At 75.6% G+C, this 26273-nt stretch carries 19 protein-coding genes and 1 pseudogene; 13 read left to right on the forward strand and 7 right to left on the reverse strand.

The window, feature by feature from the left end; all coding sequences use genetic code 11:
- The first annotated feature begins 192 nt into the window (after positions 1-192).
- The gene (locus tag IE170_RS22185; protein ID WP_189811200.1) at positions 193-1203 is read left to right on the forward strand and encodes a serine/threonine-protein kinase; all 1011 of its coding nucleotides are present in this window, start codon (positions 193-195) and stop codon (positions 1201-1203) included.
- A 92-nt stretch (positions 1204-1295) separates the two neighbouring features.
- Here the strand turns inward: IE170_RS22185 and IE170_RS22190 are convergent, their stop codons facing one another.
- The 6 genes from IE170_RS22190 to IE170_RS22215 form a co-directional block, all read right to left on the reverse strand.
- Complete coding sequence (locus tag IE170_RS22190) at positions 1296-1532, reverse strand: response regulator transcription factor (RefSeq protein WP_189811201.1); 237 nt, start codon at positions 1530-1532, stop codon at positions 1296-1298.
- 168 nt (positions 1533-1700) lie between these two features.
- A complete protein-coding gene (locus IE170_RS22195; protein WP_189811202.1) occupies positions 1701-4136 on the reverse strand; it encodes a SpoIIE family protein phosphatase in 2436 nt (811 codons plus the stop codon).
- Positions 4108-4929: a 4'-phosphopantetheinyl transferase family protein gene (locus IE170_RS22200; RefSeq protein ID WP_189811203.1), complete on the reverse strand. Its 822-nt coding sequence runs from the start codon at positions 4927-4929 to the stop codon at positions 4108-4110. Before IE170_RS22200 ends, IE170_RS22195 begins: the two co-directional genes overlap by 29 nt.
- A gap of 7 nt (positions 4930-4936) precedes the next feature.
- Positions 4937-9631: a type I polyketide synthase gene (locus IE170_RS22205; RefSeq protein ID WP_189811204.1), complete on the reverse strand. Its 4695-nt coding sequence runs from the start codon at positions 9629-9631 to the stop codon at positions 4937-4939.
- Positions 9632-9693: 62 nt separating this feature from the next.
- Positions 9694-11955: an MMPL family transporter gene (locus tag IE170_RS22210; RefSeq protein WP_189811205.1), complete on the reverse strand. Its 2262-nt coding sequence runs from the start codon at positions 11953-11955 to the stop codon at positions 9694-9696.
- Between the two features lie 167 nt (positions 11956-12122).
- Positions 12123-13592, reverse strand: a complete 1470-nt coding sequence (locus IE170_RS22215) for a DUF6777 domain-containing protein (protein ID WP_229885063.1) — start codon at positions 13590-13592, stop codon at positions 12123-12125.
- A gap of 722 nt (positions 13593-14314) precedes the next feature.
- On the opposite strand from IE170_RS22215, the gene IE170_RS22220 reads away from it, so the two are divergent.
- Together IE170_RS22220 and IE170_RS22225 are read left to right on the forward strand one after the other, a co-directional pair.
- Positions 14315-14746 (forward strand): hypothetical protein, encoded by a 432-nt coding sequence (locus tag IE170_RS22220; protein ID WP_223857081.1) that lies wholly within the window; start codon positions 14315-14317, stop codon positions 14744-14746.
- Positions 14743-15954, forward strand: a complete 1212-nt coding sequence (locus IE170_RS22225) for an MAB_1171c family putative transporter (protein WP_189811207.1) — start codon at positions 14743-14745, stop codon at positions 15952-15954. The genes IE170_RS22220 and IE170_RS22225 overlap by 4 nt, the downstream gene beginning before the upstream one ends.
- On the opposite strand, the gene IE170_RS22230 is transcribed toward IE170_RS22225, so the two are convergent.
- Complete coding sequence (locus IE170_RS22230; RefSeq protein WP_223857080.1) at positions 15951-16418, reverse strand: hypothetical protein; 468 nt, start codon at positions 16416-16418, stop codon at positions 15951-15953. The two genes, IE170_RS22225 and IE170_RS22230, sit on opposite strands and share 4 nt — an antisense overlap.
- Before the next feature lie 219 nt (positions 16419-16637).
- Between IE170_RS22230 and IE170_RS22235 the strand changes: the two genes are divergently transcribed.
- The 10 genes and pseudogenes from IE170_RS22235 to IE170_RS32820 form a co-directional block, all read left to right on the forward strand.
- Positions 16638-17885 (forward strand): sedoheptulose 7-phosphate cyclase, encoded by a 1248-nt coding sequence (locus IE170_RS22235; protein ID WP_189811208.1) that lies wholly within the window; start codon positions 16638-16640, stop codon positions 17883-17885.
- Positions 17882-18655 (forward strand): SDR family NAD(P)-dependent oxidoreductase, encoded by a 774-nt coding sequence (locus IE170_RS22240; RefSeq protein ID WP_189811209.1) that lies wholly within the window; start codon positions 17882-17884, stop codon positions 18653-18655. The genes IE170_RS22235 and IE170_RS22240 overlap by 4 nt, the downstream gene beginning before the upstream one ends.
- 51 nt (positions 18656-18706) lie before the next feature.
- A complete protein-coding gene (locus tag IE170_RS22245; protein ID WP_223857079.1) occupies positions 18707-19390 on the forward strand; it encodes an HAD-IA family hydrolase in 684 nt (227 codons plus the stop codon).
- On the forward strand, positions 19387-20403 hold the full coding sequence (locus tag IE170_RS22250) for an ROK family protein (RefSeq protein WP_189811210.1): 1017 nt from the start codon (positions 19387-19389) through the stop codon (positions 20401-20403). Before IE170_RS22245 ends, IE170_RS22250 begins: the two co-directional genes overlap by 4 nt.
- Positions 20400-21494 (forward strand): alcohol dehydrogenase catalytic domain-containing protein, encoded by a 1095-nt coding sequence (locus IE170_RS22255; protein WP_189811211.1) that lies wholly within the window; start codon positions 20400-20402, stop codon positions 21492-21494. Before IE170_RS22250 ends, IE170_RS22255 begins: the two co-directional genes overlap by 4 nt.
- Positions 21491-22282 (forward strand): sugar phosphate isomerase/epimerase family protein, encoded by a 792-nt coding sequence (locus IE170_RS22260; protein WP_189811212.1) that lies wholly within the window; start codon positions 21491-21493, stop codon positions 22280-22282. Before IE170_RS22255 ends, IE170_RS22260 begins: the two co-directional genes overlap by 4 nt.
- A complete protein-coding gene (locus IE170_RS22265) occupies positions 22279-23316 on the forward strand; it encodes a zinc-dependent alcohol dehydrogenase (protein ID WP_189811213.1) in 1038 nt (345 codons plus the stop codon). The genes IE170_RS22260 and IE170_RS22265 overlap by 4 nt, the downstream gene beginning before the upstream one ends.
- Positions 23313-24542 carry an MFS transporter gene (locus IE170_RS22270; RefSeq protein WP_229885064.1) on the forward strand — a complete coding sequence of 410 codons (1230 nt, stop codon included), beginning with the start codon at positions 23313-23315 and terminating at the stop codon, positions 24540-24542. The genes IE170_RS22265 and IE170_RS22270 overlap by 4 nt, the downstream gene beginning before the upstream one ends.
- A 272-nt stretch (positions 24543-24814) precedes the next feature.
- Positions 24815-26014 (forward strand): MFS transporter, encoded by a 1200-nt coding sequence (locus IE170_RS22275; protein WP_189811214.1) that lies wholly within the window; start codon positions 24815-24817, stop codon positions 26012-26014.
- A 35-nt stretch (positions 26015-26049) separates the two neighbouring features.
- Positions 26050-26273, forward strand: a pseudogene (locus tag IE170_RS32820) (acyltransferase family protein); the annotation flags it as partial.

The raw sequence follows: 26273 nt of genomic DNA on the forward strand, positions 1-26273 counted from the left end.
CCCGCCCAGCAGCTCGACACCTGGAAGAAGCACTACCTCGAAGGCAACTGGACCGCCCTCATGAACGGCACCCACCCTTCTTGCTCCTGAAGGACCCGACCCGCACAGGCGCCCCGGCCCACCCCCTCAGGCCGAGGCGCCCGCACGCGCGCGCGGGGGCACCCCCGACAGGGGCCGCATAGACTCTTCCGTATGGGCACGCCGTCGAGTCTGAGCGTGTACGCGGGCCAGCCCTCCGGCCTGATCGGGAAGCAGATCGCCGGCTACCGGGTCGAGCGGATGCTCGGCCGCGGCGGCATGGCAGTCGTCTACTGCGCCAAGGACCTGCGCCTGGACCGCACGGTTGCGCTCAAGCTCATCGCCCCCGAGCGCGCCCGTGACGACACCTTCCGGCGCAGGTTCACGCACGAGTCGCGCGTGGCGGCGTCGATCGAGCACCCGCACATCGTGCCGATCTTCGAGGCGGGCGAGACGGACGGCGTCCTGTACATCGCCATGAGGTACGTCCCCGGGGCCGACCTGCGGGCCCTGCTGGACCGGGAGGGGCCGCTCCCCGTTGCGACCGCGCTGCGCATCGCCGCCCAGGTGGCGTCGGCGCTCGACGCCGCCCACGAGCACGACCTGGTGCACCGCGACGTCAAGCCGGGCAACATCCTGGTCGCCGCGGGCCCCGACAGCGAGCACCCCGAGCACGTCTACCTGACGGACTTCGGCCTGACGAAGAAGTCGCTGTCGCTCACCGGCTTCACCACGGAGGGGGAGTTCGTCGGGACGCTCGACTACATGGCGCCGGAGCAGATCTCGGGCCGGCCTGTGGACGGCCGCTGCGACCTGTACAGCCTCGCCTGCGTCGTCTACGAAACCCTCGCGGGCGGGCCGCCGTTCGAGCGCGAGGAGGACGCCGCGCTGCTGTGGGCCCACCAGTTCGACCAGCCGCCGCCGCTGACCGAGCGGCGGCCGGAGATCCCGGCCGCCGCCGACGAGGTGCTGTCCAAGGGTCTCGCGAAGGTGCCCGAGGACCGGTACGGATCGTGCCTGGAGTTCGTCGCGGCCCTGCGCGCCGCGACCGCGGGCGCCGGGACACTCGTACGGCCCCCGGACGATGACGGGCCGTCGGCCGCAGCGGAAGAGCCCCCCGGGCCGCCGCCGGAGCCGCCGGAGTGGGCCCGGCCGGTCTTCCGCGGCACGCCCGGAGGGACGTGACCTCTCCCCGCCCCCGGATCCCCCCCGTCGTGCGTCCCCCCCTTCCCCCCGGAGCCCCCGCCTTCACCGGCGGGGCCGCTCGGGCCCTGCCGTCACAGCCCCAGGGCGATGGCCAGCCGGGTCAGCTCCGCCGTGCTGTTGACGCCCAGCTTGGCGCGGATGCGCCGCAGGTAGGCGTCGACCGTGTGCTTGGAGAGACCCATGTGGCGGGCGGTCTGCAGGTAGGTGCGCCCGGCGGCGATGTGCCGCAGCGTCTCCTGCTCGCGGGGGGCCAGGGAGGTGGCGGGGGTCTCGTCCTGCACGAGGGGGGTGGTGAGTGTGAGGCTCATGGCTTTTCCTCCGCCGCATGGGGTCGGCCGTCACTGCTCACGTCCTCGGAAGCAGAGGGACTCGTTACTGAATGTCCCTTTTGTCTCTTATGGAAAAGCCTGGCTCGGTACCTTCACCGCCGTGTCCTCCGACTGTCACAGGCGCGTCACAGGCGCCCCGTCCGCTGGTCAGAACCCCAGGAGGGACTGCTCCGCCCAGATCGTCTTGCCCACCGCGGCGTGCCGCGTGCCCCAGCGCCGGGCCAGCTGCGCAACCAGCAGCAGGCCCCTCCCGCCCTCGTCGAACGTCCGGGCCCGCCGCATGTGCGGGGCCGTGCTGCTCGCGTCGGAGACCTCGCAGATCAGCGTCTTCTTCTCGTGGATCAGGCGCAGCTGGATCGGCGGCTCCCCGTACCGGATCGCATTCGTGACCAGCTCGCTGACCAGCAGCTCCGTCACGAACGACGCCTCCTCCAGGCCCCACGCCGCCAGCTGCTCGGAGGCGTTGCGGCGGGCCTGCCCCACCACGGACGGATCGGAGGAGAGGTCCCACACCACCACCTGGTCCGCGTGCAGCGCCCGCGTCCGCGCGACCAGCAGCGCCACGTCGTCGTCGGGCTGGTGCGAGAGCATGGCCGTCAGCACCCGGTCGCACACCGTGTCCAGCGTCGAGGCCGGCCGGGCGAGCGCGGCGAACATGCCGTCCAGCGCCTCGTCGATGTCGTGGTCGCGCGCCTGGAGCAGGCCGTCGGTGTACAGGGCGAGCAGGCTGCCCTCCGGCAGCTCCGTCTCGACCGTCTCGAACGGCAGGCCGCCCAGGCCCAGCGGCGGCCCGGCGGGTACGTCCAGCAGGTACACCGACCCCTCCGGCGAGACCACCGCCGGCGGCGGGTGCCCCGCCCGGGCGACGGTGCAGCCGCGGGTCACCGGGTCGTACACCACGTACAGGCACGTGGTGCCGATACCGAGCGCCGCCTCGCCGGCGCCCTGCCGGTCGCCCTCGTCGGCGGAAAGGTGCAGGACGAGGTCGTCGAGGTAGGTCAGCAGCTCGTCGGGCGGCAGGTCCACGTCGGCCAGGGTGCGCACGGCGGTCCGCAGCCGGCCCATCGTCGCCGTGGCCCGGATGCCGTGCCCGACGACGTCGCCCACCACCAGGGCGACGCGCGCCCCGGACAGCGGGATCACGTCGAACCAGTCGCCGCCCACCCCGGCCTCCCCGCCGGCGGGCAGGTAGCGCGAGGAGATGTCCAGGGCTGCCTGGTCCGGCAGCGTCTGCGGGAGCAAGCTCCGCTGGAGCGTCATCGTCGTGGTGTGCTCGCGGGTGTACCGGCGCGCGTTGTGGATGCTGACGGCGGCACGCGTCGCCAGCTCCTCGGCCGCCCACAGGTCCTCCGACTGGAACGGCTCCCGGTGCTGGTGCCGGCCGAACACGGCCACGCCCAGCGTGATCCCGTCGGCGCGCATCGGGACGACCATCGCCGAGTGCGTCCCGTACTCGCTGATCCAGGACGCCCCGGGGTCCTCGGCCGCCCACGCGGCGATCGCCGGGTCGGAGGTCGCGTACACGGCGCCGCGGCCGGCCGCCAGGCACTCGGCCGGCGGAGACAGCGGCGGGTACACGGTCGTCTCCCCGACCGAGACCCGTGACTCCGGGCTGCCCTCCAGGATCGACCGCACCGCCATCCGGCACACCGTGACCGGACCGGCCGGCAGCCCGGACGACGGCTCGTCGCCGCGCGGCGGGGGCTCCAGCAGGTCGACGACGGCGAAGTCCGCGAACCGCGGCACCGCGACGTCGGCCAGCTCCTGCGCCGTGCGCGAGCTGTCCAGCGTGGTGCCGATGCGGGCGGCGGCGTCGTCGCGCGGGACGAGCACCTGCTGCCGGGTCCCCTCGATGCCCGTCCTGTCGTGCGCGGCGAGGCACACGGCGTGCACCCGGCCCTCCGGGTCCCGCAGCGGCGCCAGAGAGGTCACCCAGCCGCGCTCGGTGCTCGCCCCGGGCGGCCTGATGAAGGCGTCCACGACCTGCGGCTCGCCCGTCTCCAGGACCTCCCGCATCCGCCGCTCCGTCTCGTCGCTCACCGGATCCGGCGCGATCTCCGGCAGGCGCAGGCCCAGCATCTGCGGCTCCGTCAGGGACAAGGTCCGCTCCATGCCCGCGTTCGCCCGGACCAGCCGGAGGTTCTCGTCGAAGACCGCGAGGAAGCAGGGCGACTGGGCGAAGGCCCACTCGCGCAGCGGTTCGCCCCAGCCGAGGCCCTGCGCGCCCGTCACGGCGGACACCACGAACCACTTCGCCGTACCGCCGGTCGAGGTCCAGCGGTGCGCGAGCAGCCCCACCTCCAGCCGGTGGCCGTCCCGGTGCCGCAGCGCGACGGTGCCGCTCCACCGGTCCTGCCAGGGCGCCGCCCTCCGCGCCGACTCGGCCGGATCGTCGGCGAGCAGCTCGGCGGCCGGACGGCCCACCGTCTCGGAGGCCTCGTAGCCGAGCAGCCGGCGCGCACCCTCGCTCCACTCGGTGACGACGCCCTGCTCGTTGACGGTCGCCGCGGCCGTGTACGCCGGCCCGGACGGCGCCTCCGAACCCGCCGGCCGGTCACCCGGAGAGGTGGGAAGTCGCTCCATCGCCGCTCATCTCGCCCTCGCTCGTTCCTCTGCCGCTGTCCCACGGGAACCTGCACGGCCAGGGGCTCCACACACCAGCATGATCCAGCGCGGCAGGGAGCACCAACGCAGTGCCGCCGCCGGCCGCCGCTCGGCCCGCCCCGGCTCCGGGTCCGGCGAGGACGAGGGCGAGCACGGCGCTCCCGGCCCGCCAGGCCGCCGCGCGGCGCCCGCCGCCCAGCCGGGGCGGCCGCAGGCCCAGCAGCGGCACGCCGCGCGGCGCGGCCCCGAAGACGCTGCGCCGGTCCGCCTTGACCGCGGCCTCCTTCAGCGCCCACGCCCCTGCCAGGGCCTCCGGCCGGCCGCCCGCGACGAGCGGGAGCTCGCCCGGGGACAGCACGTGCTCCGCGACCCTGCGCACCGCGTCGGCCGACCCCGTTTCGCACAGGTCCACCCCGAGCGGCCGCCGGGCGAGCGCGGCAGCGGCATGGCCGGCCGTGTGGCTGATCGAGAGGTGCGCCTCCGGCACCGGGGCGCCGCCGACGAGGACGCGGGGGCTGCCGTCCTCACGGGGCAGGACCTCCACCGCGGCCGGCGGAACCCCGTACGCCTGCCCGGCCAGCCGCTTGGCGAGCAGGCGGCCGGCCGTCCACTCGGCCCGCCGCCGGGCCGGCAGCGCGCCGAGCACGTCCGCCTCCGTCGGCGACAGCGGAGGCGCCACCGCGAGCAGACCGGGCCGCGGGGCCGTCAGGACGGTCGCCCCGCACCAGCGGTGGATGCGGCCGGGCGCGATCGGCGGGAACACGGTGTCCACGGCGGCCTCAGGCGGCGTACGCCGGGTCGAGGAGCCGGTGCGCCCGCTCCAGCACGGCCGCGGTCCGGCGGATCTGCTCGGGCGTGTGCTCGCTGGTGACGAAGAACCGCAGCCGGGCCAGCTCCTCCGGCACCGCCGGGTACAGGATCGGATTGACGCTGACGCCCTCCTGGTACAGGGCCTGCGCGAGCCGCAGCGTCCGCGTGGAGTCGCCGACGATGCACGGCACCACCGGGGTGTCCCGGCTGACGCCAATGTCGATGCCCGCCTCCCGTGCCAGGCCGGCGAACAGCGCCGCATTCTCCCGCAGCCGGGCGACCCGCTCCGGCTCCGCCCGCAGCAGCCGTACCGCCGCCAGGGCCGCGGCCGCGTCGGCGGGGGTCAGGCCGGCACTGTAGACGAAGCCGGGAACCGTGTACCGCAGGTACTCCACGAGCCGGCGGCTGCCCGCCACGTACCCGCCGCAGCTCGCCAGCGCCTTGGACAGCGTGCCCGACCAGATCTCCACGTCCGGGCGGTCGACCCCGAAGTGCTCGCCGACCCCTCGGCCGGTCGTCCCGACCGTGCCGATGCTGTGGGCCTCGTCGATCATCAGCAGGGCGCCGTGCCGGCGCTTGACGTCGACGAGGGCGGGCAGGTCGGCGATGTCGCCGTCCATGCTGTACACGCCCTCGACGACGACGAGCACCCGGCGGTACTGGTGGCGGACCTGCGCCAGCAGCGCGTCGAGGGCGGCCGCGTCGTTGTGCGGGAACGGCCTGCGGGTCGCCCCCGAGAGCCGGCAGCCCTGGAGGATGCTGTCGTGGGCCAGGGAATCGTGGACGACGAGGTCCCCGGGCCCGACGAGGTGCCCGATCACGGTCACGTTCGTGGCGTGGCCGTTGGCCAGGGTGACCGCGGCCTCACAGCCGAGCAGGTCCGCGAGTTCGGCGTCGAGCTCCAGGTGCACGGGCCGGCTCCCGGACAGCAGGCGGCTGGCGGACGCCGAGGTGCCGAAGCGGGCGACCGCCTCCCGGGCGGCCGCCCCGACCGCGGGGTGCGTGGCCATGCCGAGGTAGTTGTAGCCGGAGAACGACAGGAGCGTCCGGCCGCCGACCACCGTCGTGTCCGTCATGCCGCCCTCGTGGACGAGGAAGTACGGGTTGGCCAGGCCCGTCCGGTCGAGGAGGGAGAGGCGCTCGCGGTGCGCCGCGATCTCCGGGAAGCACTCGATCCGCGTGTGCTCCTCGGGCAGGGGGCCGGCGGCCGCCGGAGCCGTATCGAGGGCCGGTGCCGGTGCCGGCGGCGGCGGATCGGCGGGCGGCGCGGCGTGGGCCCGCTGTACGGGGAGCGCACCGGCCGCGGGGCCGGCGGTCGCACCCGCGACCGCCGCCGCGAGGCCTCCGACGGTGGGGCGGTCCGCCGTGCGCTCGTCGAACGCCCACCCCGGGTACTGCCGCTTCAGAGCCGTGAACAGGTCGGTGAGCATCAGCGAGTCGAAGCCGAGGTCGTCCACGAGCAGCTGGTCGTCGCGCAGGTGCGCCACGGGGAAGGCGCTGATCCGGGCCACGTGCGCGAGGACGCCGGAGGCGGTGTCGCCCGCGTCGGCGGCGGGCCCCGGGTCAGGGGCCGGCGTCCGCGGCGTGGCCACGGGCGCCGCCGCATCGGCCGGCGGTGCGGGATCCCGTACGGCAGCCGGGTCCGCGGCGGTCGCCGCCGCATCGGCCGGGGGTGCGGGATCCGGTACGGCTGCCGACTCGGGGGCGGCCTGCGCGGCGGGCAGCGCCTGCGTGAGGCGGGCGATCAGCGCCGCCTGCTCCCGGGCCAGCCGGAGCAGCTCCTGCACGGACTGGTCCGTCCCGTTCGCGGTGAGGTCCATCGGGGCCTCCTCGGGAGTGGGGGTTTCGGGGCCTGCGGGGCGGTCGGGCCGCGACGCGCGCCCGGGCAGCCAGTACGACTGGGTGGCGAGCCGCGCGGCCGGCAGGTCCGCCGTCCGGCGGCCGGCCTCCGGCACCAGGGCGCGCGGATCGACGGGGACGCCCAGCACGGCGAGCCGGGCGAGGGTGAGGACGAAGCCGCGGCCGCCGTCCGCTCCGTCCCCGTCGACGGCGGCGACGCGGACGTCGTCGTGGCCGTAGAGGTTGCGGCGGACGGACGCCAGGAGCGAGCCGCCGCCGGTCACCTGGAGGAACACCCGGGCACCGGCCCCGTACGCGGTGCGGACGGCGTCGCCGAAGCGGACCGGTTCGGACGCGTGCCGCGCCCACAGCCCGCCCAGCTCCCCGGGTTCGGTGTGCACCGCGGCGTCCACGCACGACACGAACGGCAGGGCCGGGCGGGTCGGCCGGCAGTCGGCGAGGGCCGTGCGCACGGCATCCTCGGCACCGTCGAGCAGGGGCGAGTGGAAGGCGTTCGACACCTCCAGCGTCGCGGTGACCACGCCCGCCCCGGCACAGGCCTCCCGCAGCGCTGCGAGCCCTTCCGGCGTGCCGCTGACGACGACCTGCCGCTGCTGGTTGAAGCAGGCGGGCCACACGCCGTCGATGCCGTCGGCGAGCCTCCGGCAGGTCTCCTCGTCGGCCTGCACCGCGAGCATCCCGCCCCGCACCTCCCGCTCGGCCTCCTTCAGGGCTGCCCCGCGGCGCGCCAGCAGGCGGACGGCGTCCTCGCCGGTGAGCGCTCCGGCCGCCGCGGCGGCCGCGAACTCGCCCGCGCTGTGCCCGAGGGCCAGGTCGGGGGAGACGCCGCAGCCGGCGAGGAGGCGGGTGGCGGCGATCTGCACGGTGCCGATGAGCGGCTGGCACACGTCGGTCGAGGCGAGCCGCTGCCGCAGCCCGTCTCCGGAGCCCGGCGTGCGGGCCGCAGCCCCGTACAGCAGGCCGGCGACGTCGACTCCGCAGGCGCGGTCGGCGACGCCGCCGAGCGCCTCCGCGTCCGCCCGGAAGCCGGGGAACCTCTCGTGGAGTTCGCGCAGCATGCCCGGCCGCTGGCTGCCCTGGCCGGGGAAGACGAAGGCGATGCGGCGCCGGCCGGCCGGCAGCGGCGCGTCGGCGGCGAAGGCGCCGTCCCCGAGATCGCCGCGGGCTCCGTCCGCGAGCTGGCGGCGGGCCTCGCGAAGCCGCTGCACGAAGCCGTCGGTGTCGTCCGCGACGACCGCGAGGCGGGCCGTCAGCGGCTGCCGCGAGCCCAGCGTGTGCGCCAGCGCCGTGAGCGGCGGGCGCTGCTCCGCCGGCAGGGCGTCGAGCGCGCCGAGCACCTCGCCGGCGTGCTCGACCAGCAGCTCCGTGCTGCCCGCCGACAGCAGCAGGAGCTGCGGGCCGGCGGGCGCGGCGGGGAGCGCCGCCGGCCGGGTGGGCGGCTCCTCCAGCACCACGTGGACGTTCGTGCCGCCGAACCCGAAGGAGCTGACGGCGGCCCGCCGCGGGCCGGGCCCCTTCGGCCAGGGCCGCGCCGTGTCGGCGAAGCGCAGGCCTGCGGCGGATATGCGCAGGTCCGGATGGGGCGAGGTGGGCGGCTGCGGCACGATCGTGCGGTGGTGGACGACCAGCGCCGTCTTGATCAAGCCCGCCATGCCGGCCGCGGCCAGCGAGTGCCCGATGAGCGCCTTCCCGGCGGCGAGGTAGCACAGGCCCGGATCGTCGTCCGGGTGTTCGGTCCGCAGCCGCAGCAGCGCCTCGACCTCGGAGCGGTCGCCGACCGCCGTGCCCGTGCCGTGGGCTTCCAGGAAGCCGACGGAGGACGGCGCCGCGTCCGCGTCCTCGTAGGCGCGGCGCATCGCCCGCAGCTGGCCCTCCGGAGTGGGGGCGAGCGGCCCGGGGGAGGCGCCGTCGTTCGCGGAGCCGATGCCCCTGACCACCGCGTAGACGCGGTCGCCTGCTGCGAGGGCGTCCGCCAGCGGGCGGAGGACGACCGCGCCGGCGCCTTCGCCGAGGACGAAGCCGTCGGCCTCCTCGTCGAAGGGCCGGCACACCCCGGACGCGGACAGGGCGCGCAGCTTGGAGAATCCGATCAGGCCGTCGGGCGTGAGGTTGAGGAACACGCCGCCGACCACTGCGGTCCGGCAGCTGCCCTGCCGCAGGTGCGCGACGGCCTGGTCGAGGGCGACCAGCGAGCCGGAGCAGGCGGCGTCCACGGCGAAGCTCGGCCCGCCCAGGCCGAACTGCCGGCTGATGGTGCCGGGCGCCATGTTCAGCAGGCTCCCCGGCAGCGTGTACGGCTGGAAGGTGCCCAGCCGGCGCGCCCGCTCCCTGGCCGCGTCGACCCGGCCGCGGTCCTCCGCCCCGTCCGCCTCGTCGTCGGCGAGGGCGATCGCCCGGAGCGGGGCCGTCATCAGGTCCTTGTAGTCGGACACCGAGATCCCGACGAACACCCCGGTGTTCTCCCGGTCGAAGCCGCCGCGGCCCAGCCCCGCGTCGTCGAGGGCCTCGCGGGCGACGTCGAGCATCAGCCGGTGCTGCGGGTCCATGGCCCGAGCGCGGGAGGGCGGCACCCCGTAGTGCAGCGCGTCGAAGCGGTCCACGCCGTCGACGAACGCCACCCGGTCGGTGTACGCGGCCAGCGGAGCCGACGGGTCACCGGGCTCGTGGAACGGCTCGTGGTTCCAGCGCTCCGCCGGGACGGGGCCGAACCGGCGCTCCCCGCTCAGCAGGAGCTTCCAGTAGGCGCGTACGTCGGGGGCGCCGGGGAAGCGGCAGCCGAGTCCGGTGATGGCGATGTCGGTCATGGCGGGGTTCCTTCCAGGGGTGAACGGTGTACGGGAGGTACGGGCGGTAGGGGCGCGCGGTGTCAGCCGCGAACCGGGACGGGGGGTGCGGACGACAGCCGTGCCGCGGTGGGGCACCGCGCGGGCGGCGGCGCCGGGGGCCGCGGGCGCGGGGCCTCGGCCCGCAGCGGGCGCGGCGCCCACCAGTTCAGGCCGCCGGCCAGCCGCATCAGCGCCGGGACCAGGACGCCCCGCACGAGGGTGGCGTCGAGGAGGACGCCGATTCCGGCGCCGATCCCGAAGAACTGCAGCAGCGAGACCCGGGACGTCCCGAAGGCCAGCAGGGTGAAGGCGAGCAGGGCGCCCGCGGTGGTGACGATGCCGCCGGTGCGGGAGACGCCCGAGACGATCGAGCGGGCGTTGTCCTCCCCCGCGTCGTGCGCCTCCTTGATCCGGGCGAGGACGAACACCTCGTAGTCCACGGACAGTCCGAAGACGATGCAGAACAGCAGCACCGGCATGGTCGTGCTGAGCGGGCCGGGCGTGAAGCCGAGCAGGCCCTGGAGGTGGCCCGACTGGAAGACCCACACCATGGCCCCGAGGACGGCGGCGAGGCTGAGCGCGTTCAGCGCGATCGCCTTCAGCGGCAGCAGCACGCTCCGCGTGAACGCGAACAGCAGCAGGAAGGTGGTCAGGGTGATCACCCCGACGGCCGCCGGGATCCGGTCCCGCACGGTGTCCTTCGCGTCGACCAGCACCGCGCTCGGTCCGCCCACGAGTACCTCGCTCCCCGCCGGGGCTGCCGTGTCGCGGACGTCGTGCACGAGCTGCTGCGCCGCGCGGGAGCGGGGGTCGTCCTGCGGGACCACGGCCAGCCGCGCCGTGTCCCCGCCGCCCCCGGCGGGAGCCGGGGCGGGCGCGGGGCCGGCCGGGCCCGGCGCGGCCGGGCCGGCCCCGCCCCGGAAGGTCCCGTCGGGGCCGGCGACCCGGGCGACGCCCGGCAGCGCGGACAGGCGGCGGGCGTAGTCCTGCCGATCCGACGCCGAGGCCCCGCCGGTGACGAGGACGGTCAGCGATCCGGCGCCCTTCGCGTCGAACTCGCGGCGGACGAGGTCCCCGGCCTGGCGGGCGGCGCTGCCGGCGGGCAGCGCCCGGTCGTCGGGGGTGGCGAAACCGGCGTGGCCGAGCGGCGCGGCGAGCAGCACCAGCAGCCCGACCACCGGCAGCGCCGCGAGCAGCGGCCGCCGTACGACGACCCGCGCCAGCGCCTCCCAGAAACGCGACCGGGACCCGGAGCGGGCACGCCCGCGCCAGGGGACGGGCCAGCCGTCGACCCGCCTGCCGAGCAGCACCAGCAGCGCGGGCAGCACGGTCACGGCACTCACCGCGGCCACGGCCACCACGGCGATGCCCGCGTACGCGAACGAGCGCAGGAAGTACGGCGGGAAGACGAGCAGGGTGGCGAGGGCCGCCGAGACCGTCGCCGCGCTGAAGAGGATGGTGTGGCCGGCGGTGTGCACGGTGCGCACGGCGGCGCTGCGCGGGGCGTGCCCGGCGGCGAGCTCCTCGCGGAAGCGGGAGACGACGAGCAGCCCGTAGTCGATGCCCAGGCCGAGGCCGAGCGCGGTGGTCAGGTTGAGGGAGAACACCGACACGTCGGTCAGAGAGCCGAGGAGGCTCAGCACGAGCAGGGTGCCGGCGACGGCCAGGGCGCCGATCAGCAGCGGGAGGGCCGCGGCCACGACACTGCCGAAGACCAGGACCAGCAGCAGGAGGGTGCCGGGCAGGACGACCGCCTCCGCCCGCTTCAGATCGGATTCCGACACCTCCTGGAGTTCGGCGTCGACGAGCGCCGACCCGCCGGCGTGCACGGTGAGCGCCGGTGCGGCGGACGGCGGCCGGGTCAGGTCTGCGGCCAGCTCCCGCACCCGCTCGGAGAGCCGCTCGCCCTCGCCGCCGACGTGCGCGGCCACCATCGCGGTACGGCCGTCGCGGCTTCGGAGCTCCGCGGCGCCGCCGGTCCAGTACGAGGCCACGGAGTCGACGTGCGGCCGGGCGGCGAGGCGCCGGGTGAGCTCCCCCCCGGCGGCGCGGGCCGCGGGGGAGTCGACGGAGCCGGCGCCGGCCCGGGCGACGAGGACCAGGTTCGGGGAGGCGCCGAGGTGCTCGGCGGCCGCGACGGCGGCGGCCCTGCTTGACTCGGAGCCGGGGTCGTCGTACCCCTGCGTCTTCAGCCTGCCGGCCGCGTCGGCACCGAACACGGCGGACAGCAGGAGGAAGACGAGGCCGGCCACGAGGACGAGCCGCGGCCGGCGCGTCGCGAAGCTCCCTGCACGGCGGAACATGGACCTCTCCGATCCCTTCGGCGACCGCTCCTGCGGGGGTGCGGTGCGGTGGACTTCCACCGTGCCGGGAGAGGGATCCGGGGCGTAGTTCCGGCAATTCGTTACTTGACAGGCCGGTCAGGGATCGCTGTCGGGCCGCGGCGCCGGGAGCCGTGCCGCCGGTGCCGTCAGTAGTTCTGCTGCTGGTTGTCGGGCTGCTGCTGCTCCGGCTGCTGCTCCTGGGGCTGCTGCTCGGGCTGCTGCTGCTCCGGTTGCTGCTGCTCCGGTTGCTGTTGCTGTTCGCCGGGCTGCTGCTGTTCGCCGGGGCCGTCGGGCGCGGGTGACTGCCGGGCGGGGCGCTCCTGCTCGGCGGGGGCCGAGGGCTGCTGGGCGGGCGGTTCCTGGCTCGGCGCCTCGGGCGGCGTGTCCCCCTGCCGCTCCGGGGACTGGGGGGACTGCCGGGCGGGAGCCGAGGGCTGCGCCGGGGAGGGCTCGGGGGCGGGCGGCTCGGACTGCTCCCGCAGGTTCGGGCGCTCCTGCGAAGGGGGTGCGGACGGCTGGGGTGCGGGGCTCTCCTCGGACGGCGTGTCCGGGCGCTCGGTCTCGGGGTCCCGGAGGTTCGGTCGCTCGGGTGACGCAGGCGCCGACGGGGATTCGCGGCCCGGGGTCTCGCGGTCCGGGGACTCGGACGCGGGCGGCCGGCTCTCCCGTACGCGGGGGCGCTCGGAGGCCGGCGGCGTCGGGGCCGGGCTTTCGAGCCGCCCGGTCTCGCGGCCGGGGGTCTGCGGCTCGCGTGTCCCGGTCCCGGGCGAGCGCGGGTCGCGGGACTCGTCGGGGTACCCCGTCGCGGGCGTGTCCGTCACGGGCGGGGCGGTCGGCGGCAGCGGCCAGTGCTTCGGCGGCGGCTGCGTCTTCTTGTCGTGCTTGCCGTGGTCGCCCGAGTGCCGGCTCACCCACTGCCGGTCCTTCTGGTCGAAGATGACGAAGACCTTGACCGGCGTCTCCGAGCGGTTGACGACCACGACGTTCTGCGGCCGGTAGCCGGGCCAGCTCTTCCCCTTCTGCTCCGGGGTGCCGGCCTGCGGGACCGCGCGGCTCAGCGGGTTGCCGCAGGCGCAGCGCACCTTCGGCTCGCCGTGGCCGTCGACGAGGACGGCCGTGCCGGCCTGGAGCACCGCCTGGTAGCCGGTGGCCGCGCCGTTGCGGTAGCCGTGGTTGGTGACGCGCGTGTCCGAGCGGAGCTGCACGGGCGTGAGCGAGCGCAGGTAGCCGGGTACGGCGGTCTCCTCGACCTTCAGGGCGGAGGCGAAGGCCCTGTTCTTCGCGGGGTCCGAGCCGAGGTAGCGGATCTGCTTCTCCACGTCGCAGCTGGCGAGGTTGCGGCTGCCTCCGTACAGGCCGGGCTCCGAGCCCGCCACGCTCGTGATGGTCCGGGCGGCCGTCGGAGCGGCGCGGGGTGCCGCCGCCGGCAGCGCGGTCGTCGCGTTGGCCGTGGACGGGGTGAACGGCTCTTCGCCGGTGGAGCCGGTGGGCTCCAGGATCACCTCTCCGGCCGCCGTCTGCCGTCCGCCGGCGCCCCCGCCGTCGGGCCGGGTGAAGACGACCGCCAGGACCCCGGCGACCACCGCCGCCCCGGTCACGGTCGCGATCCGCGGCACCGAGCGCCACCACGGGCGTCCGCCGCCGCCCGGCTGCTGCGCCGGGCCGCCGGGACCGCCCGGGCCGCCCGGGCCACCGGGCCCTCCGGGCCCGCCTCCGCTGCTGCCGCCGACCGTCGGCGGGGGAGGCGGCGGGACGGGCCTCGTCGCGTCGCCGGAGGGGCGGCCGGAGAGCGGGCCGGAGGGAGGCCCGGCAGGCGGGCCTGAGGGCGGGCCGGTGGGGCGCTCGGAGCGCGGTTCGGAACTCACCGTTTCCCTCCCACCCGGCACCGGCGCCGCACGTCCGGCCGGCCGTCCCGACCGCGCCCGTGCCGCCTTTCATGCCCTTCGCGTGGGTTTGTCTGCTAGGACACATTGTGCGCTCAGCCCCCGCGGAATCCCCAATCCGATCACTGCGCTCCCCGTCCCGCCCTGCCCCGCACCGCACCGCGCCGCACCCCCGACCGGGCGCCCGGAACGACCCTGACCAGCATGTTCCCCGCCGCCGGCGCACCGTGATCTTCCTCTCGCGAAGCGTCCGGGGCCGTGCAGGTGGCGTAGATTTGCCCCGTGGCCGGCAGGCCCGGAAGCGACCCCCGCGTCGCGCCCCGGGTCACCGGCCGGTGAGCGAACGGGGAGGGGGCCTTGTGTTCGGTCGGTTCGGGCGGGGTTTAGAACGATCACCACGCACGCGGAAGGACCGGCTGCGCGACGCGCAACTGCGCGCCCACAGCCGCTGCCTGATGAGGCGGCTGGAGCCGCAGCTGCCGCTGAGCGTCACCGCGCTGTGCGAGCGGCTCGGCGAGATGCGGGGGACGCCGATCACCCTGCTGGAATGGGACCTTCCGGCGGACGGACCCTTCGGCATCCTGATCTCGCGGCAGCACGAGGACGTCATCGCCTACCAGGCGAAGACCACCAAGGCGCACCAGGCGCACATCATCCTGCACGAGGTCGGCCACATCATCGCCTACGACCTCGCGGGCGAGCGGCCGGAGCAGGTGCAGCTGCGCACCTGCTACTCCGACCGGGACGAGCGGGACGCCGAGATCATCGCCTCGACGATCATGAACCAGGCCATCTCCATGAGCCGGCGCGCGCGCCGCTACGGGCTCGACGAGCCGTGGCGGCCCTCCGTCTACAACAGCCTGGTCCTGACCGACGGGGCGACGTGAGCGTCCTCAACCTGATCGCCATCGTCACGCTGCTCGGCGGGGCGGCCTGGATGATGCCCGCCCTGGTCCAGCGGCGCTTCCGCGACCCCATGAGGCTGCACCTCTTCCTGTCGCTGTTCCTCATGGGCATCGGCAACGTGCTCGCCCAGCCACCGGTCCTCGCCTGGGTCGACGGGTACACGTTCCCCGGCTTCACGAAGATCACCTTCAACGTGGCCATCCTGATCGGGCTCGGCCTCATGGTCGGCTTCCTGCGGGAGTGCCCGCTGACCCGCTGGCGGGGGCCGTGGCCGTGGGAGGTCGTCGCCTGCGCGATCTGCCTGTCCGTGATGACCTCCATGACCGCGGCCCTCCCGCCGCACCTGCGCAACCACGTCCTGACGTCGGAGTACCTCGTCGACTGGCGGGTGCGCACCTTCTACAACTTCGGCAACTTCTACCTCTTCTTCGGATACGCCGCCTGCGCGCTGCTCGCCGCCCGGCACGCCCGCAACGGCCGCTCGCTGCGCCGGCTCTCGCTGACCGTCATCTCCGGCGGGCTGACCGCGCTCGCCCTCACCTGCGTGTTCCGCTTCCTGTGGGTGAACCTGCCGACCCTGCGCGAGCCGGGCCGGGCGATCACGTACGCCGACGACTTCGTCTTCGGCCAGGTCGCGACGATCGTGGTGTGCGCTGGACTCAGCCTTCCGTGCTTCGTCAGCGTCGTGCAGATCGTGCGCGAGCGGCTGGACCACCGCGCGCAGTTCCTCGGCCTGGAGGAGCTGTGGAACCGGATGGTCGAGATCCATCCGGAGCTGGTCCTCGACCACCACCACCGGCGGCGGACCCGCCTGCTCGTCAGCGCCCCGGCCGTCTACCGGCGGTACGTGGAGTGCCGCGACGGGCTCACCCGCCTCGGCCCCTACCTCCGGCTCGTCGCCGAGGAGTCGCAGGAGGCGGCGCCGGAGGACGACCCCCGCACCTCGGCCTGCCTCGTGGACCGCGCACTGCGCCGGCTGCGGGAGCAGGACGGCGCGGACGGCGCCCCGCCGACGGCGTCGGTCTTCGTCCTGGCCCCCAGGTCCGAGGGCCGCGCGGGCGGCACCGACTACGAGGAGGACCTGGGCGCCCTGGTCAGGCTCTCCCTGGAACTGCGCGCGATGCGCACCGGGCCGCGCACGGCGGGCCTCTGCGGGGGGATGTGGGAGCCCGCGCCCGAGGCGGTCTAGGAGGCGTCCGGGGCGCCGTCGCGGCCGGAAGGCCGCTGCTGCCGCGAGGCGTCCAGCACGTCCATGATCGAGAGCAGCTGGTCGCGCAGCTCGGGCGTGAACTGCCCTGCGCGCAGGGCGATCGAGCGGACCTGCCGGTCGGCCAGGGCCGCCCACTCCTGCGGCAGCTCGGAGGTGCGCGCCGGCGGCTCCTCGTCGATGAGGGCGCTGACCGAGACGGGCAGGGTCATGTCCCGCCCCTGGAAGTACGTGACGATCGCCGACAGCACACTGACCGTGGGATTGGTCTGCGATCCGTTGCGGAGGGCCGTCAGGTAGCTCCGGGAGATCGTCACGCCGTGCCGGGGATCCTCCGAGATGGCCTGGGCGACTTCGGCGGTCGACGGCTCGCGCAGCCGGCCCACGGCATCCGCCGTGGCGGCATCGGCGAACCATGCGTTCAGGCGTTCCGCCAGCGTTGCCATGAGACCGACCTCCGGAGCTTTCGGCGGGTTTCGTCAGTGAGCACAGAGGCCTTCACGCTCGACCGTCTTCCCGTGCACGCGCATTCTCGCTTGTCATAGCGGCGCTTGCGGAAAGTATAACACATGTGACGTCTTGGAAGCGCTGCTGCTACTATATTCGACGAAGCGCCGATGAAGACTTCTCTTGCCCTGTCATATGGCGCTCGAACTGGAGGGGACATGCGCAGCGGTACTGCTTTCACTCAGGGACTCCGCCAGGCCGTCGGCGACGGCCCGGCATGGACGGTCGAGGCCGTCCGCCAGGTGCGTTACCACGTCGTCAGCTCCGACGGCCTCTTCGAACCCGGCAACACGGCGCTGCTCGACGGCTGCCCCGACGTGCCCATGAAGCGGGGCGAGCGGCGCCTCGTCGTCATCGACGAGAACGTCGACGTGCTCTACGGGGCCCGGGTGCGCGAGTGGTTCGCCGCCCACGGCATCGAGGCCGCCGTCGTCCCGCTGCGCGCCGACGAGACCGTCAAGCAGTGGGACGCCGTCTCGCGCGTCGTCGACGCGATGAACGACTTCGGGATCGACCGCCGGCGCGAGCCCGTCCTCGCCATCGGCGGCGGCGTGCTCACCGACATCGTCGGCTTCGCCGCCAGCCTCTACCGGCGCGGAACGCCCTACATCCGGATTCCCACGACCCTGATCGGCCTGGTCGACGCCGGCGTCGGCGTCAAGACCGGCGTCAACTACGAGCGCGGGAAGAACCGGCTCGGCACCTACGCGCCGGCCACGGCGACGTTCCTCGACCGGACCTTCCTGCGCAGCCTGCCGTTCCGGCACGTCAGCAACGGCCTCGCCGAGATCCTGAAGATGGCCCTCATCCGCTCCGATGACCTCTTCCGCCTGCTGGAGGAGCACGGCCCGGCCGTCCGCGCCGACCGCTTCCAGGGCACGACCCCCGAACTCGCCGCCGCCTCCGACGCCATCGTCGCCGAGGCCATCCACCTCATGCTCGAGGAACTCCAGCCCAACCTGTGGGAGTCGGAGCTGGAGCGCTGCGTCGACTACGGCCACACCTTCAGCCCCACCCTGGAGATGCACGCCCTGCCCGAGCTGCTCCACGGCGAGGCCGTCGTCATCGACATGGCGCTGACCACCGCCATGGCCACGCTGCGGGGCGACGTCACCGCCGCACAGGCCGACCGCATCCACTCAGTCATCCGCGGCCTCGGCCTGCCCGCCTGGAATGACGTCCTGCACGACACCGCCCTGCTGGAGGACGCCCTGCGCGACACCGTCCGCCACCGCGACGGCCGGCAGCGGCTGCCGCTGCCGATGGGCATCGGCCGCCACCGCTTCGTCAACGACGTCACCCCCGGCGAACTCCGGGACGCCGCCGACCTGCTGTGGGAGCGCCACCGCGCCGCCGAGCCCGCCGCCGCGGCCCTCTCCCGCGTACCCGAGCAGGTGGGCGCATGACCGCCGCCGACCGCACCGCACCCCCGGCCACCGCGGTCGTCGTCGGCGGGTCCACCGGCATCGGCCGCGGCATCGCCGACGCCTGGGCCGCCCGCGGCATCGAGACCCACGTCTTCAGCCGCAGCCGGCCGGCCGGCCCCGGCGGAGACTCCCTGGTGTGGCACCCCCTGGACTTCACGGACGCCGCCGCCTCCGCCGAGGCGCTCCGCTCCGGCCTGCCTGCCCGCGCCGACCTCGTCTGCTACTCGGCCGTCTACTTCACCTCGCGGCGCGAGCCGTTCCTGGACACCGGCGAGGCCGACTGGCTCGACCAGTTCGCCGTCAACGTCCACGGCCTGGCCCGCACCCTGAGGGCCGTCATGCCCCTGCTGCGGGCCGCCGCACCGGGCCTGTTCCTGCACATCTCGTCCGAGGTGGTCTACAACGCCGGCCCCGGCCGCGCCGGTTACGCCGCGACCAAGGCCGCGGCCGACTCCCTCGTCCGCTCCCTCGCCCAGGAGACCGACCCCGCCGAGGTCCGGTTCGTCCAGGCGCTGCCCGCCGGCATGGTCGACACCCCCGGCATCCGGGCCCGTCGCCCGCAGGACTTCGACTACAGCGGCTACATGGCCCCGGCCGCCTTCGCCCCGCTCGCCGACCGGCTCGCCCGCACCCGCGGAGCCGCCGAACACGGCGAAGCGCTCGTGGTGCAGCCCGACGGGAGCTGGTCGCCGGTCCGCGAAGGACTGCCGGCGTCCCAGTCGCGCCCCCTGGACGCCCTGAGCCGGTAGCGCCACCCCAGCACGGCCGGGCAACCCGGCCACCACGATCCAGGAGGACCCTTGTCAGACATACCCACCTCGGCGCTGCTGTTCGACATGGACGGCACGCTGGTCGACTCGACCGGACTCGTGGAGGCCACCTGGGCCGGCTTCTGCGCACGCCACGGACTGGACCTCGCCGAGGTGCTCGCCCACGCCCACGGCCGCCCCACCCGGGAGACCGTCGGCCGCTTCCTCACCGACCCCCTGCTCGCCGAATCCGAGACCCGGCGGCTCGTCGCGCACGAGGAGTCCGAGACCGCCGGCATCACCGCCGTCCCCGGCGCGGCCGAGCTCCTCGCCGCCCTGCCGCCGGGCTCCTGGGCCGTCGTGACCTCGGCCGGCCGCAGGCTGGCCGAGGTCCGCATGGCCGCCGCCGGACTGCCGCTTCCCGCGCTCATGGTCACCGCGGACGACGTGGAGCACGGAAAGCCCCACCCCGAGGGGTTCCTGCGCGCCGCCGCGGCCCTCGGGGCGGACCCGGCCTGCGCCCTCGTCTTCGAGGACTCGCCCGCCGGGGTCCGCGCCGGCCTGGACAGCGGCGCACGCACCCTCGTCATCGGCGGCCTCACCGCCCACGACGGCGAAGCCGAGCGGTTCCCCGACTTCCGCGGCTTCCGGGCGGCCGTGCCCCCGGCCGGCCCCGCCCGCGTGGTCCTGACCACCCCCGAGCCGGCCGCCGCCCGAACGGGGGCGGGCAGGTGAACGCATCCCCCTCGTCGGCGCCCGCGCCCCCGGCCCCACGCGCGACCCTCGCCGCCGACATAGGCGGCACCTGGACGCGGCTGCGGACCGGCGGTCCCGGAGCCCCCGTCGAACGGCTCCGCTCCCCGAGCCGGCTCAACCACCCCGGCCGGCCCGTCGCCGAACTCCGCGCCGACATGGTCGACATGCTGTGCGCGGCCGCCCCCGAAAACGCCGAAGCCGCGCTCTCCTTCGGCGCGGCCATCGAGCACCTCACCGGCACCGTCCACGGATCGGCCCCCCTGTGGGGAGCCGAGGCGGAGCCCTACGACCTCGGGGCGGAACTGCGCCGGCGCCGCCCCGACGTCGCCTGGAGCCTCGTCAACGACGTCACCGCCGCCCTCGCCGACTTCGTCGTCGAACACGCCCGGCACGGCACCCGCCGCATCGGATACCTGACGATCAGCAGCGGCATCGCCCTGCGCGTCGCCGACCTGGACGGCCGGCGGATCCCCGTCGACGACCGCGGCCTCCAAGGCGAGATCGGCCACCTCCCGGCCATGGTCACCGGCGCCGTGCCCGAGCGGTCGGGCCTGCCGTGCGAATGCGGGGGCGTCGACCACCTCGCCTCCGTCGCCTCCGGACCCGGCATCGCCCGCGTCGCCGCCCGGCTCGGCCTCGACGCGGGCCCCGGCCTCCCGGCATGGCTGCCCGCGGCACTCACCGACGGCGACCCCGCCGCACGCCGCCTCCTCGCACTGTGCGTCGAACCCGTCGCCAACATGCTCCGCACCCTGTGGTGCCTCGACCCCCACCTCGACCTGCTCGGCCTCGGCGGGGGAGTCGTCGAGGGGCTCGGCACCCACTACGCCGACGAGCTGCGCCGCCAACTCGCCGTCCCCACCTCGTACGCCGACCCGGGCAGGGACGGCGCCTGGCTCGCCGAGCGACTCGTCTTCTGCGGGCCCGGCGCCGTGGACCCGCTCCAGGGTGCCGAGCGGATCGGGCGCTGGCTGCCGGGGATCGTCCGGTGAGCCCGGCGGTTCACCGCGCCTTGCGGCGCCTGCCCGCGGACGCCCGCGGCCGCACCCGCGTCGAGGTGGCCGAGGTGCCGACACCGCCCCTCGCGCCCGGCGACATGCTGCTGGCCCCGCTGACCGCCGGGATCTGCGGCACCGACTGGCAGATCCTGCGCGGCCTGCGCGGCGACCCCAGCCCCGTCCCCGGCCACGAGGGCGTGGCCCGCGTCGTCGAGCCCGGCGACTCCGGGCTGCCCGCCGGCCGGCTCGTCACCGTCAACCCCACCCATCCCGACGACCCGTCCTTCCTGCTGGGGCACAACCTGCCCGGCCTGTGGGCGGAGCGCACCCGCATCCCCGCCGCCGCGGTCCGCGCCGGACTGGTCCTGCCCGTCCCGGACGGCGCCGGCGAACCGCGGGCCGCCGCGCTCGCCGAACCCCTCGCCTCCGTCCTGTACGGGCTGCGGATCGCCCGGCACACGACGCGGCCCGCCGCCCTGGCCGTCTGGGGCGACGGCACCGTCGGCCGGCTCGCCCGCGAGGCCTGGCAGCGAGAACTCCCCGGCCTGCGCACCCTGCTCGTGGGGCACGGCGCCGACGCCGTCCACCCGCTCGACTCCGGCTTGCCGCGGGCGCTGGCAGAGCTGCCTGGGCCGGTCGCCGCCGTGATCGCCACCCCGCGCACCGGGACGCGGCAGGCGCTGGCCGCGCTCGACCGCCACGTCCGGGGCGCCCTCCTCGTCGACGTGCACGCCGGCCTGCCGGAGGGCCCCGTCCCGCTGACGGCCGGGCCGGTCGACGTCGCGGCGCTGCGCGCGGACAACTGCGGGGGCGGCCCCTGGCCGCCCCGCGTGCACCGCTTCGACCGCCCGGCCGGCCCCCTGCTGCTGTACGGCCACCGCGGGGTCGGCGGAGAGCACCTGCGGCAGGCGTTCGACCTCCTCCTGGCCGGCGGCGGCGCCCATGTGGGCGCCGGCGTGCTCACCCACACCGTGGACCTGGAGGGCGCCGCCGACCTCGTCAACTCCGTCCTCGACGCGGACGACCGGTCCGCCGGCGGCCGGCGGGTCCTCAAGGCCGCCATCCGGATCGGCGGGCCGACGTGACCCCGGCCGTCGCCGCACCCCAGTGGCGGATCGGCACCGACCGGCGCCGCGCGGCCCGCACCGCACTCGCCGCCGGGGCGGACCTGCTGCACCTGGACTACGGGGGCGCCCACCGCGGCACCCCGCTCGGTGAACCCGCCGCACTGCGCGAAGCCGAGGCCATCGCCGGTGACGTCCCGGTGCCGGTCCTCGCCGTCAACCACGTCAACGACCTCGGCCTCGCCGAGGAGCGCGGCACCGCCAACCCGGCGGCGCTCGCCCTCCTGGAACGGGCCCAGGACTGCGCGCTCCGCCTCGGGGCCGGGGTGCTGCACGTCCCCGGCTTCCGGCGCAGCACACCCGCCACCGCAGGACTGCGCACCGGCACCGTCGAGGCGCTGCGCACGCTGTGCGAACGCGCCGCACCGGCGGGCCTCGCCCTCGCCTACGAGTCCCCGCTCGGCCACCGCGAACTCCTCGCCCTGGCGCGCCGCGTCGCACACCCGGCCCTGCGCCTGGTGCTCGACACCGGCAACCTCCGCGACGCCGGGGAGGACCCCCTGGACTTCGCCCGCGAGGTCGGGGCGGCCGGGCTGCTGCTGCCCGACCTGCACGTGAAGGACCCGGCTGTCGGCCCGGCGGCCCCGGGCGCCGCCTTCGCGGAGCTGCCCGCCCTGCTGGCGCGGTCCGCGGCCCGCTCCGTGCTCGTGGAGAACGACTACCGGGGCGCGCGGGCCGCACGCCTGCCCGAGGACATCACGCTCTGCCGCGCCGCCGCACACCCCACCCACTCCGAGGATCCACGATGAAAGCCATTCAGCTCACCGGCCCCCGCGCGGTGTCGGTCGCCGAGGTCGACCCGCCCGCACCCGGCCCCGGGGAGGTGCTCGTCCGCGTGGCCCTGCTCGGCCTGTGCGGAACCGACCTCGGCCTCTACGACGGCACCAGCAACTACCTGCGCGACGGCTGGAAGAGCTACCCCTTCGTCCCCGGCCACGAATGGATCGGCACCGTCGTCGCCCTCGGCCCCGGCACCGACCCGGAGCTGGCCGGACAGCGGGTCTCCGGGCACAACTTCCGGCCCTGCGGCAGCTGCCCGCACTGCCGCGCCGGCCGCATCCGCCACTGCCCCGACCGCAGCGAGATCGGCGTGCTCGGCGACCGCCCGGGAGCCGGCGCCGAACTGATCACCGCGCCCGCGGACACCCTGACCCGCATCCCCGACGCCCTCTCCGACGAGGCGGGGGCCCTGCTGGAGCCGACCGCCGCCGCCGTCCACGCCCTCGACCGGCTCGCGGTCGGAGCCCGCGACCGGGTCGCGGTCCTCGGCGGGGGCACGCTCGGGCTCGCGGCAGCCCAGGTGGCCCGGGCGCTCGGCGCCGACCCCGTCGTCTTCGACCCGCAGCCCGCAGCCCGCGACCTGGCGCGCCGACTGGGACTGCGCGCCTCCGCCGCGCCCACCGGCCCGGACGAGGAGCGCTACGACGCCGTGGTGGAGGCGTCCGGCAGCACCGCGGCCGTCCGCGCGGCCGTCCGCCTCGTCGCCGCCGGCGGCCGGGTGGCCCAACTGGGTACGCCGCACCGCGCAGTGGACGGCTTCGACGCGGCCGCCCTGGTCATCCGGGACGCCACCGTGCACGGCGTGCTGTCCGGCATCGGCCACTGGGACCGGCTCGTGGGCCTCGTCGAGTCCGGGGCCGTGGACCTGGACGCCCTCGTCGACCGCGTCTTCCCGCTCGCAGAGTTGGACGCCGCCTTCGCCCGCCTCGCGGACGGCACACGCACCCGCCCGAAGATCCTCGTACGGATGGACGCCGGCACGGCGCCCGGTGCGGGCCGGTGATCCCTGCGGCGGCCGCGCCGGCGGCGCGGAGGGTCGGCGGCTCCACCGCGGCCCGGCTGGCGGTGCTCGCCGCGGCCACCTTCGTGTACGTCACCTTCGAGGTCTTCCCCGTCGGGCTGATCCGCGACATCGCCCGGGACCTCGACGTCTCCGAGGGCAGGGTCGGCCTGCTGATCAGCGGGTACGCGGTAATCGCCGCGGTCGTCACCGTCCCCGCGGTGGCGCTCGCCTCCCGTGTCTCGCGCGGGACGGCCCTGGCGGCCTCACTGGTCGTGCTGATCGCCGCCGAGGTGATCGCCGCCGCCTCGACCGGGTTCGCGATGATGGCCGCCAGCCGGGTCGCCGCGGCCCTGACGCACGGCGTGCTGTGGTCGCTCGTCGCGCCGGCGGCCGCCGCCATGGTGCCCCGCGCGCAGGTGGGGAGCGCAACCGCCGCCGTGTTCGGCGGCGCGTCCCTCGCGGCGATCGTCGGCAGCCCCGGCACGACGCTGGTCGGCGGGCTCATCGGCTGGCGGGCCACCGCCCTGCTGCTGGCGGCGGCCACCGCGGTCGTCACGGTCGCGCTCGTGTGGGCCGTCCGGCCGGGCGCGGCCGCCGCGGTCCCGGCGGACACCGCGCGGGCCGGGGCCGAGGGGGACGCGCAGGAAGCGGTGGACTGGCCCGCGGTGCTGCGGCTGTGCGGCACGGCGGTCGTCCTCGTGACCGCGCACTTCCTCAGCTACACCTACTTCGCCGTCATCACGGCCGATGCCGCCGGCGGTTCGGGCCCGGTCGTCGCCCTGCTCGCGGTCTTCGGTGTCGCGGGGGCGGTCGGGACGTACCTGATCGGCCGGCACGGCGACCGGGCGCCGCAGCGCGCGGCGGCCGTGACCATGGCGGCGTTCACGGCCGGTGTGGCCCTCCTCGCGCTGGCGTTCGCGCCCGCCCCGCCCGCGGTGCGGCTTGCCGCGGCCGCCGTCGCCACGGCGGTGTGGGGCGGGGCCTTCGCGGCGGCCGGCCCCGTATTCCAGACCGGCGTCATGCGGCTGGCCGCGGGGGACGCCGACCGTGCGTCCTCGGTGTACGTCACGGGGTTCCAGGTGGGGATCGCCGGCGGATCGGCCCTCGGTGCCGCCCTGCTGGGCGGCCCCACTGCGCTGCTGCCGGCCGTCTCCGCCGTGCTCGCGGCGGCAGTGCTCGCCGTGGTGCTGCTGAGGCGGCCGATCCCCTCGGGGCGTCCCGCGTAACCGCCGCCCCGCCACTCCAGGGAGCTCGCGCTGACGACAGCGCGAGCTCTTTTGTCGATCAAGCTGCTTGTATAGTGGCCAAGTCGCCACTAAGGTAATCGTCAGGCTTCGGGAAGGATTTCCCATGCCGGTCAGAGCGACAGACGGCGTGCACGTTGATGCCCGGCGCCGCCTGCACAGGCCCGCCGGGCGGAGTCCACGACCGGCCGCCCGAGCGCCCGTGAACCGCCCACCGCCCCGCTGCACACGAGAGGCACTCCATGCGGTCCCGTATGGCTGTACTGATCCTGGCCATCTTCTGCGTCGGCACCGCCGAACTCGCCCCCAGCGGCATGCTGGGCGACCTGGCCGAAGACCTGTCCGTGACGATCCCCACCGCGGGCCTGCTCGTCACCGTCTACGCGCTGACCGTGGTCGTCGGAGGACCGCTCGTCACCGCGGCGTCCACCCGGATCCGCCGCAAGTACCTGCTGGTGGCACTGCTGTTGGTGTCCGTCGCCGGCAACGTCCTCTCCAGCCTGGCGCCCACCTTCGCCCTGCTGGTCGCCGGCCGGATGCTGACCGCCGTCATCCACGGCACCTTCCTCGCCGTCTGCGTGGTCACCGCCGGCGGCATGGCCGCCGAGGGCAAGGAGGGGTCCGCGGTCGCCGCGACCCAGCTCGGCGTGAACCTGGCGACCGTGCTCGGCGTCCCCCTCGGCACCCTCGTCGCCCAACAGCTGCACTGGCGCGCCACGTTCGCCGGCGTCGCCGTGCTCGCCCTGGCCGCGGCCGCCCTGATCCTGCTCGTCATCCCGGACGACGGCCGCACGGCCGGCTCCTCCGCAGCGCACGAGCTGCGGGTCTTCAAGGAGTGGCAGGTCGTCGGCACCGTCCTCGCCACCGTCCTGTGCTCGGCCGGCATGTTCACCCTGATCACGTACATGGTGCCGCTGCTGACCGACGTCGGCGGCTTCCCCGCCGCCTGGGTTCCCGCCGTCCTCATCGCCTACGGCATCGGCTCCATCGCGGGCAACGCCCTCGGCGGCAGGTACGCCGACCGGTCCGCGGACCGGGCCGTGCTCCGCCTGTCCTGGACGCTGGCCGCCGTCTGCGTCCTGTACTGGGCCGCGGCGCCGTACGCCGTCGGCGGGGCCGTCTTCCTGCTGCTGTTCTCCATGGCCACCTTCGCCCTGATCCCCGGCCTCCAGGCGAAGGTCCTCTCCGCGGCGGCGGACGCCCCGACGCTGTCCCTGACCGCCAACATGTCCGCCTTCGGCCTCGGCGCCGCCCTCGGCTCCTGGGCCGGCGGCCGGCTCATCGACGAGGGCTTCGGCACCCGCGCCGTCACGCTCGGCGCCGCCGCGTTCACCGCCCTCGGCGCCCTCCTGATCGCCCAGACCGTGTACGCCGGCCGGCGCCGGGCCGCCGCAGCAGCCCCGGCGGCCGCCGAACCCGCCGCCACCGCCACCGCCGCCGCCCAGGCCTCCTGAACCGCGCCCACCGAACGAGGAAGGCAGCACCGCCCATGCCCAGCAGCCCCGTGCCTCCCGCCAGACCCAAACTCCCCTCGCTGACGGGCCTGCGGTTCATCGCCGCCGCCCTGGTCTTCTTCTTCCACGCCTCGCTGGTGTTCATCTCGATGAACCCCTTCGCCGACGAGGGCGTCGCCGACGGCTTCCGCTGGCTGTTCAGCAAGGCCGGCTGGATGGGCGTGTCGTTCTTCTTCGTCCTCAGCGGCTTCGTCCTGAC

This window comes from Streptomyces toxytricini, from assembly GCF_014649915.1.
GTDB lineage: Bacteria > Actinomycetota > Actinomycetes > Streptomycetales > Streptomycetaceae > Streptomyces > Streptomyces toxytricini.